This is a genomic window from Streptomyces sp. NPDC008086 (assembly GCF_042957325.1).
Classification (GTDB): domain Bacteria; phylum Actinomycetota; class Actinomycetes; order Streptomycetales; family Streptomycetaceae; genus Streptomyces.
The window spans coordinates 174,870-184,644 of sequence record NZ_JBIBIA010000013.1; the positions used below are offsets into that span (position 1 = coordinate 174,870).

The 9,775-nt window shown below is 67.8% G+C and carries 3 protein-coding genes, 1 tRNA gene and 1 rRNA gene; 1 reads left to right on the forward strand and 4 read right to left on the reverse strand.

Features of this window, described 5'->3' with window-relative positions:
- Positions 1–104 precede the first annotated feature (104 nt).
- Positions 105–5,579, reverse strand: coding sequence for a HAMP domain-containing protein (locus tag ACFZBP_RS37205; RefSeq protein ID WP_383456874.1), 5,475 nt, complete (start codon positions 5,577–5,579; stop codon positions 105–107).
- A gap of 378 nt (positions 5,580–5,957) precedes the next feature.
- Between ACFZBP_RS37205 and ACFZBP_RS37210 the strand changes: the two genes are divergently transcribed.
- Positions 5,958–8,702 (forward strand): SpoIIE family protein phosphatase, encoded by a 2,745-nt coding sequence (locus tag ACFZBP_RS37210; protein ID WP_383456872.1) that lies wholly within the window; start codon positions 5,958–5,960, stop codon positions 8,700–8,702.
- A 58-nt stretch (positions 8,703–8,760) separates the two neighbouring features.
- Here the strand turns inward: ACFZBP_RS37210 and ACFZBP_RS37215 are convergent.
- The 3 genes from ACFZBP_RS37215 to rrf all read right to left on the reverse strand — a co-directional run.
- Positions 8,761–8,836 (reverse strand) — tRNA-Thr (locus ACFZBP_RS37215).
- 75 nt (positions 8,837–8,911) lie between these two features.
- The gene (locus ACFZBP_RS37220) at positions 8,912–9,574 is read right to left on the reverse strand and encodes a DegT/DnrJ/EryC1/StrS family aminotransferase (RefSeq protein ID WP_383457179.1); all 663 of its coding nucleotides are present in this window, start codon (positions 9,572–9,574) and stop codon (positions 8,912–8,914) included.
- Positions 9,575–9,688: 114 nt separating this feature from the next.
- A 5S ribosomal RNA gene (gene rrf / locus ACFZBP_RS37225) occupies positions 9,689–9,775 on the reverse strand; the annotation flags it as partial.

The window sequence follows — 9,775 nt, forward strand, 5'->3', positions numbered from 1 at the left end:
AGCAGAAACGCGGCAGGAGACCAGAAGGTTCCCCGAATCCCGCACTTCTACACGGCTTCGAGCACACTGAGTCAGCAACTCCGCGTGAACACTGTCAGCTCCGGTCACTGCTCCCTCATCCACTGATCCATCACCGCCAGCAGATGATCAGGATCGACCGGCTTCGTCACATAATCAGATGCACCCGACTCGATCGCCTTCTCCCGGTCACCCTTCATCGCCTTGGCGGTCAGCGCGATGATCGGGAGCCCGGCGAACTGCGGCATCCTGCGGATCGCCGTAGTCGTGGCGTATCCATCCATCTCCGGCATCATGATGTCCATCAGGACAACAGCGACATCGTCGTGCTGCTCCAGGACCTCGATGCCCTCACGGCCGTTCTCCGCGTACAGCACGGACAGGCCGTGCTGTTCCAGGACGCTGGTGAGCGCGAAGACGTTACGGATGTCGTCGTCGACGATCAGCACCTTCTCGCCGCCGAACCGGATGCCCCGGCGGGACTGCGGCGCCGCGGCCGGCTCCGCCGCCGACCACTGCTCCTGCTGCGCCGGCCGCTGCTCCAGTTCGCTCGCGGCCCTGCGACGGCGCCTGAAGAGCGCCGCCGCGCCGTTCTGCGTCTCCCGGTACGACCGCACCTCCGCCGGCGTCTCGACCTCCACGTCGGCGAGCTCGGCGAGCTCGGCCGCCGAGGCCACCAGGGCGCCCGCGTCGAGGGGCGGCAACTGCTGCTGGTAGCCGTGCGGAGGCAGTTCGCTCGGGTGCAGCGGCAAATACAGCGTGAACGTCGAGCCGCGCCCCGGTTCGCTCTGCGCGTGGATCTCCCCGCCGAGCAGCTGGGCGATCTCCCGCGAGATCGACAGCCCCAGACCCGTACCGCCGTACTTGCGGCTGGTCGTGCCGTCCGCCTGCTTGAACGCCTCGAAGATCACCCGCATCTTGCTGGCCGCGATCCCGATGCCGGTGTCGGTCACGGAGAACGCGATCAGCGGAGCGTCCGCCTCGGTCAGCGAACCGGCCTCCAGCAACTGCTCCCGGATCTTCTGCGGCACGTCCATCCCGGCCGGCCGGATGACCAGCTCCACCGACCCGGAGTCGGTGAACTTCACCGCGTTCGACAACAGGTTGCGCAGCACCTGCAGCAGCCGCTGTTCGTCGGTGTGCAGCGTGGCCGGCAGCTCCGGGGAGACCCGGACGGACAGATCCAGGCCCTTCTCCGCGGTCAGCGGGCGGAAGGTCGCCTCCACGTAGTCCACGAGCTGGACGAGCGCGATCCGCGTCGGCGAGACGTCCATCTTGCCCGCCTCGACCTTCGACAGGTCCAGGATGTCGTTGATCAGCTGGAGCAGGTCGGAGCCCGCGCCGTGGATCGTCTCGGCGAACTCGACCTGCTTCGGCGAGAGGTTGCCCTCCGCGTTGTCGGCGAGCAACTTGGCCAGGATCAGCAGCGAGTTGAGCGGCGTACGCAGCTCGTGCGACATGTTGGCGAGGAACTCGCTCTTGTAGCGCATGGAGACCGCGAGTTGCTCGGCGCGCTCCTCCAGGACCTGCCGCGCCTCCTCGATCTCGGTGTTCTTCACCTCGATGTCGCGGTTCTGCTGGGCAAGCAGCTCGGCCTTCTCCTCCAGTTCGGCGTTGGACGCCTGGAGGGCCTTCTGCCGGTTCTCCAACTCCGCCGACCGCTCCCGCAGTTGCTCGGTCAGCTCCTGCGACTGCTTCAGCAGCACCTCGGTCTTGGTGTTGACCGAGATCGTGTTGACGCTGGTCGCGATCATCTCGGCGATCTGGTTGAGGAAGTCCTTCTGGATCTGCGTGAACGGCGTGAAGGAGGCCAGCTCGATCACACCGAGCACCTTGCCCTCGAACAGCACCGGAAGGACGATCACCTGCGCGGGCGGGGCCTCGCCGAGCCCCGAGGAGATCTTCAGATAACCGCTGGGCGCGTTCTCCACGAGGATCGTGCGCTTCTCCTCCGCGGCCGTGCCGATGAGCGCCTCACCCGGCCGGAAGGACGTCGGCATGGAACCCATCGAGTAGCCGTACGACCCGAGCATCCGCAGCTCGTACTGGTCGTCGCTCTCGGCGGCCAGGTCCTTGCCGTCCAGGAGCGGCATCGCCACGAAGAACGCCCCGTGCTGCGCGGTCACCACCGGCGTCAGCTCGCTCATGATCAGCGAGGCCACGTCCTCCAGGTCACGGCGGCCCTGCATCAGCGCGGAGATCCGGGCGAGGTTGCCCTTGAGCCAGTCCTGCTCCTTGTTGGCGATCGTGGTGTCGCGCAGGTTGGCGATCATCTTGTTGATGTAGTCCTGGAGCTCCTGGATCTCGCCGGACGCGTCGACGTCGATCTTCAGGTTCAGGTCGCCTCGGGTCACCGCCGTCGCCACGCGCGCGATGGCTCGCACCTGCCGAGTAAGGTTTCCTGCCATTTCGTTCACTGACTCGGTGAGGTCGCGCCAGGTTCCGTCGACGTCACGCACGCGTGCCTGGCCGCCCAGCTGTCCCTCCGTGCCCACCTCGCGGGCGACTCGGGTGACCTCCTCGGCGAAGGACGACAGCTGGTCGACCATCGTGTTGATCGTCGTCTTGAGCTCGAGGATCTCGCCGCGAGCGTCGATGTCGATCTTCTTGGTCAGGTCACCCTTGGCGATGGCGGTGGTCACCATGGCGATGTTCCGCACCTGACCGGTCAGGTTGGACGCCATCTGGTTCACGGACTCGGTGAGGTCCTTCCACGTGCCCGCCACACCCGGAACATGCGCCTGACCACCGAGGATGCCGTCCGTACCCACCTCGCGAGCCACCTTGGTGACCTGGTCGGCGAACGAACTCAGCGTCTTCACCATCGTGTTGAACGTGTCGGCGAGCTGCGCGACCTCACCGCGCGCCTCGATCGTCACCGTCCGCGTCAGGTCACCGTTGGCGACCGCCGCCGCGACCTGGGAGATGTTCCGCACCTGCATGGTCAGGTTCTTGGCCATCAGGTTCACGTTGCCGCTGAGGTCCTTCCAGATGCCTGTGACACCCGGAACATGCGCCTGGCCGCCCAGGATGCCCTCGGTGCCCACCTCACGGGCCACCCGGGTCACCTGCTCGGCGAAGCTGGACAGCTGGTCCACCATCGTGTTGACGGTCGTGACGAGCTCGAGGATCTCGCCCTTGGCGTCGACGGTGATCTTCTTCGACAGGTCACCCTTGGCGACCGCGGTCGTGACCTCGGCGATCTGACGCACCTGGATGGTCAGGTTGTTCGCCATGAAGTTCACGGACTGGGTGAGGTCCTTCCAGGTGCCGGAGACACCCTGCACCTCGGCCTGACCACCGAGCTGGCCCTCCGTGCCCACCTCCCGGGCGACCCTGGTGACCTCCTCCGCGAACGACGACAGCTGGTCCACCATCGTGTTCAGCGTGTTCTTGAGCTCCAGGATCTCGCCGCGCGCGTCCACGGTGATCTTCTGGGAGAGGTCGCCTCGGGCCACCGCGGTGGCGACCTGCGCGATGTTGCGCACCTGGGCTGTAAGGTTTCCTGCCATTCCGTTCACGGAGTCGGTCAGGTCCCGCCACACACCGGCGACGCCGGGCACCTGCGCCTGACCGCCGAGACGGCCCTCGGTGCCCACCTCGCGGGCCACCCGGGTCACCTGGTCGGCGAAGCCGGAGAGCTGGTCGACCATCGTGTTGATGGTGTTCTTCAGCTCCAGAATCTCACCGCGCGCATCGACGTCGATCTTCTGCGACAGGTCCCCCTGGGCCACGGCGGTGGTCACCTGCGCGATGTTGCGCACCTGGGCTGTAAGGTTTCCTGCCATTCCGTTGACGGAGTCGGTGAGCTCCTTCCACGTGCCGGCCACACCCGGAACGACCGCCTGACCGCCCAGCCGACCCTCGGTGCCCACGTCCCGGGCCATGCGCGTGACCTGGTCGGCGAAGGACGACAGCTGGTCCACCATCGTGTTCACGGTGTTCTTCAGCTGGAGCATCTCGCCGGAGACGTCCACGGTGACCTTCTGCGACAGGTCACCGTTGGCCACGGCGGTGGTCACCTGGGCGATGTTCCTCACCTGTCCGGTGAGGTTCCGGAACGCCGTGTTGACGGAGTCCGTCAGGTCCTTCCACGTCCCCGCCGCACCCGGCACCTGGGCCTGCCCGCCGAGCTCACCCTCGACACCGACCTCACGCGCCACACGAGTGACCTCGGAACCGAACGACGACAGTTGGTCCACCATCGTGTTGACGGTGTTCTTCAGTTCCAGCATCTCGCCGGAGACGTCCACGGTGACCTTCTGCGAGAGGTCACCGTTGGCCACGGCCGTCGTGACGGCGGCGATGTCCCTCACCTGTCCGGTGAGATTCCGGAACGCCGTGTTGACGGAGTCCGTCAGGTCCTTCCACGTCCCCGCCGCACCCGGCACGTTCGCCTGACCACCGAGCCGCCCCTCGGCACCGACCTCGTTGGCCACGCGTGTGACCTCGTCCGCGAAGATCCGCAGCGTCTCGGTCATCTGGTTGATCGTGTCCGCGAGCTGGGCGACCTCGCCACGCGCCGACACCGTGACCTTCTGCGACAGGTCACCGTTGGCGACCGCCGTCGTCACCTGGGCGATTCCCCGCACCTGCGCGGTCAGGTTGCCGGCCATCAGGTTCACCGAATCGGTGAGGTCCTTCCACGTGCCGGCCACACCCGGCACCTGCGCCTGACCACCCAGCTCGCCCTCGGTACCGACCTCGCGCGCGACTCGCGTCACCTCGGACGAGAACGACGACAGCTGATCCACCATCGTGTTGACGGTGTTCTTCAGCTCCAGCATCTCGCCGGCCACGTGCACCGTGACCTTCCGCGACAGATCACCCTTGGCGACCGCTGTGGTCACCAGCGCGATGTCCCGCACCTGGGCCGTCAGCCGGTACGCCATCGTGTTGACCGAGTCCGTGAGGTCCTTCCACGAACCCGACATGCCACGCACGCGTGCCTGCCCGCCGAGCTTGCCCTCGGTACCCACCTCGCTGGCCACGCGCGTGACCTCGTCGGTGAACGTCGACAGCTGATCGACAAGGTTGTTTACAGTCCGCCCGACCTTGAGGAACTCACCCCGCAGCGGATGCCCGGTCCCGTCCGGCGCCTGCGTCCGCAGCTCCATGCGCGGCGACAGATCACCCTCGGCCACCGCGGACAGCACCCGGCCGACCTCGGAGACGGGCCGTACGAGATCGTCGACGAGTGCGTTGGAGTTGTCGATGGCTGTCGCCCAGGAGCCCTCACAGGCCCCCGTCTCCAGCCGCTCCGTGAGCTTGCCCTCACGTCCCACCATGCGCCGTACCCGCGACAACTCACCCGTGAGGTGGAGATTGCGGTCGGCGACCTCGTTGAAAACGGCGGCGATCTCCGACATCACGCCGTCCCCGGACACCGTGAGCCGCTTCCGGAAGTTCCCGTCCCGCATCGACACCAGGGCTGCCAGCAGCCGGTTCAGAGCAGCTGTGTCCACCGCGGTGGTACCGCCTTGCGTCTTGCGTTCGTTCCTCAGGGACTGTCCGCCTTTCGCGCGCGTCTTAGTGCCCCGCGTCGCTGCGCCAGACTCCACTGTGTCCCTCCCGCAGGGGTCGACCGTTACTGCTGTGCTCGGGTGCTACCGCTCGGCGTACCCGTTACTGCTGGGTATTCCTGCCGGATATACCAGGCCGCTCCACGGGCTGCTGCCCGCGGTATGCGAATGTCACCCAGCCTGCCCGGACCTTCACAAGAAGCTTGCCCAGTGTTTCACCCTGGCTGAACCCGGCCATAACAGTTCGGCAGCTTCGCACATCGTCCGCACACCCTCCGGACGGAAACACTGCAGACCGGCATCCGCATGGACGGCGAAGGTAAGTAACCTTGCATGCGGCTGTCCAGCCGCGCCGGTCCCGTCCGGCCTGGGCGGTGACAGGAGGAGTACGAGCGGGCATCGGAGGGACAGCCGGACATGACCACCGGACTGATCCCGGGGGGACAACCCCCGGACCGGCCGACGGACACGCAGATGCCGCAGCAGCGGCGCGAGCCGGTCGGCCTCGGAGCCCTGCACGTCGACAACCGGCCGAGGAGTTCTGTGATCACCGCGCGCGCGGCAGCCAGCTTCGATCCCGTCGGGCGATCGGTCGCGAGCGCCCGCTCCTTCGTACGCGACACCCTCCAGGGGTGGGGTTTCGCCGACATCGTCGACGACGCCGTCGTCCTCACCAGCGAACTGGTGACCAACGCCGTCGTCCACGCGGGCACTTCCGCGGACGTTCTGTGTCTGCGCAGTGACGACGGTGTAAGGATCGAGGTGGCCGACCGGTATCCGGAGCGCGAGATTCCCCTCCAGGGCTCGCCCGTCAACATGGGCAGCCCCGACCGCGAGGGCGGCCGCGGCCTCCAGCTGTGCGCGGCCCTGGCCGGACGCTGGGGCGTCGAGTACACGCCAACCCACAAGCAGGTCTGGTTCCAACTGGACCTCCCCGAACGCCCCGTGGGCACCCGCGCAGCAGGCCCCTCCCTGCCCTCCGACCTCCTCCCGCTCGCCGACGGCCGCGTCCGCGTCGCAGTGGTCCAGATCGACCGTACGGGCGCCATCTCGTCCTGGAACGAGGACGCCGAGGATCTCTTCGGCTATGCCGCCGAGCAGGTCACCGGGAAGCCCCTGACCGACCTCGCGGCCTGGCCGCACACACCCGGCACCAGCACCGGCATCGCCGAGGCACTCCAACTCTCCCGCTGGGAAGGCAGCTACGGCATAAGGGGCGCCAACGGCCGCGTCACACCGGTCTACGCCTCCCACCTCCGCGTCCGCGACACAGGAGGCGAGCCCTCCACGGTCTGCCTCCTGGTCCGCGACCACGAACGCGCGGTCCTGCAGACCCCGTTGCGCATCCCGGCCTCCGACACCTCCTCCGACTCCCAGAGCACCGACCCGTTCGAGGTCTTCATCGGCTCCCCGGCCCCGGACGACCTCGACGGCCTCCTCCAGCGCACGGTCGAGCGCGCCCGCGACATGCTCGACGGCGACTCCGCGTTCCTGCTCCTCGCGACCGACGACGAGACGGAACTGGAGGTCCGCGCCTCCACCGGCCTGCCCTCGGCCCGCCAGCGCTTCGCGCGCGTGCCCGTCGAAGCCGGCCCCGGCCGCTACGGCTCGGCCCGGATGCCGGCCGTCCACGAGGACCTCACCATGGTCCCCGGCGCCGTCCCCCTGCTGAGGGGCACCGGCATGCGCTCGGTCGTCACGGTCCCCCTCAAGGTCGAGGGCCGCCTCACCGGATCCCTCGGCGTCGCCGCCGAGGCCCCCAACAGATACTCCAACGAGGAGGCGCTGCGCCTCCAGTTCGCCGCCGACCGCATCGCGCTCGCGGTGGAGTCCGCCCGCCTCGGCGAACTGGAACGCCTCCGGCGCGGCTCCCTCAGCTTCCTGGTCGAGGCCTCCGACCTCCTCGCCGGCACCCTGGACCGCGACCAGACCCTGGCCTTGATGGCCCAGATGACGGTCCCGACCCTGGCCACCTGGTGCGCGGTCTACACAATCGCCGACCAGGCCTCGGAGCCGTACCTGTCATACGTCCTGCACGAGGACGAAGAGCTCATCGACGGCATTAAGTCACTGTTGTCGAAGATCGCCCCACCGGACCCGGTCCCCACCCCCGGCGCCCGCGTCTGGTCGGCTCCCGCCGAGTCGGCCCACCAGGCGGCCCTGCGCACCTCCATGCGCAGCCTCGGCCTCGGCGAGCCCATCGGCCGCATCAGCGCGGGCATCGGCCCCACACTGGCCACAGCGTCCGCTGTGGGCGGCGAGACGGTCGTCCTGCCGTTGGTGGCCCGCAACCGCGTCATCGGCATGCTGACCCTCGGCAAACCGACCGACGAACACTTCCGCCAGGAGATCCTGGAGTTGGCGGAAGACCTCTCCCGAAGGGCCGCCCTGGCCCTCGACAACGCCCGCCTCTACTCCGAGCGCACCGCCATCAGCCAGTCCCTCCAGCGCAGCCTCCTGCCGCCCGAGCTCCCCGAGATCGACGGCGTCGAGGTCGAGGTCATCTACCGCGCGGCCGGCGAGGGCAACGAGGTCGGCGGCGACTTCTACGACCTCTTCCCGATCAGCGACGGCGCCTACGGCTTCGCGATCGGCGACGTCTGCGGTACGGGGCCCAACGCGGCGGCGGTCACCGGCCTGGCCCGGCACGCACTCCGGCTCCTCGCCCGCGAGGGCCTCAGCGGCCCGGCGGTCCTGGAGCGCCTGAACTCCGCGATCCTCGACGAGGGCGCCCGCAGCCGCTTCCTGACGCTCCTCTACGGCGAGTTGAGGCCGCAGGAGGACGGCAGCGCCGAGCTGAAGGTGGTATGCGCCGGCCACCCACTCCCCCTCCGCCTGCGCCAGGACGGCACGGTCGAGCCGGCCGCCGAACCCCAGCCGCTCCTCGGCGTCATGGAGGACCTGGAGCTCTACGAGCAGACCGTCACCCTCGACCCCGGCGACGTCCTGCTCTGCGTCACGGACGGCGTCACCGAGCGCCGCGAAGGCAGCCGCATGCTGGGCGACGACGGCCTCACCGACGTCCTCACGACCTGCACGGGCCTCACGGCGGGCGCGGTGGCGGCCCGCATCATGCGCGCGGTCGAACGCTTCGCCTCGGACGCCCCGTCCGACGACATGGCCATCCTGGCCATGCGTGTCCCGGGCATCCACAAGGACTGAGGGAGACAGGAAGAAGGGCATGAGAAAGGCCCCGCCCGAATGGGCGGGGCCTTCTGCGTGGAGCCCCCAAACGGAATCGAACCGTTGACCTTCTCCTTACCATGGAGACGCTCTACCGACTGAGCTATAGGGGCCTGCTGCCTTTGCGAAGTTCCCCTCGCGGCAACGGAATAGATCATACCCCGAACACACCCGTGCTCCCAAACCCATCAGAAGGCCGGCTGGAGCAGTCCTCCGAGCGCGTTGCATGCAGACACGATCCGCTGCATGTCCCGCTTGGTCAGAGCGGCATCGACAGGCAGAGCCAACGTTTCGTCAGCGGCCCGCTCGGTCTCCGGCAGCGACACACATCGCCGATACTCAGGCAGCCGATGCACAGGCGTCTTCACCGGCACTCGACACTCAACACCCTTGGCCCGCACCGCCCGAGCGAAGGCATCCCGATCCGGACGCCCATTGCCCAACACCCGCACGACATATTGTTGATAGGTGTGCCCGTCACCACCATCGGGCGTCAGCACACCCTTCAACTTCGCATCCAGATACGAAGCCCGCTCCCTGCGCTGAGCAATCTCGTCGTACGGGACCTCGGACTCGCCCTGCTCCAACACCAACAGCCCGTGCCGCTGGCCGATCCCATGCAACCGCGCGATATCGGCCGACCGACCAAATCGGTGTACGGCAACCACAGCCGCCGTCCGCGGATTCACGACCGCCTCCACAGCGGCGGCCTCCAGGCAGTACGTCAGCGGATCTATGTCGGCGAACACCGGCAGCGCCCCGGCCAGGACGACAGCCTCCGCGACCTCGACGTTCCCGAAGGCCGGTACGACAACCTCATCACCGACTCCGACGCCGGCGGCCCTGAGCATTGCAGCAGTACCCATACGGGGGATGTTGGTTGCGCAACGTGAACTTCAGGTGACGCACAACAAAAAAGGGTTGGTCCCGGAACCGAAGTTCCGGGACCAACCCTATTAAAAGGAGTTCGGCGGCGTCCTACTCTCCCACAGGGTCCCCCCTGCAGTACCATCGGCGCTGTAAGGCTTAGCTTCCGGGTTCGGAATGTAACC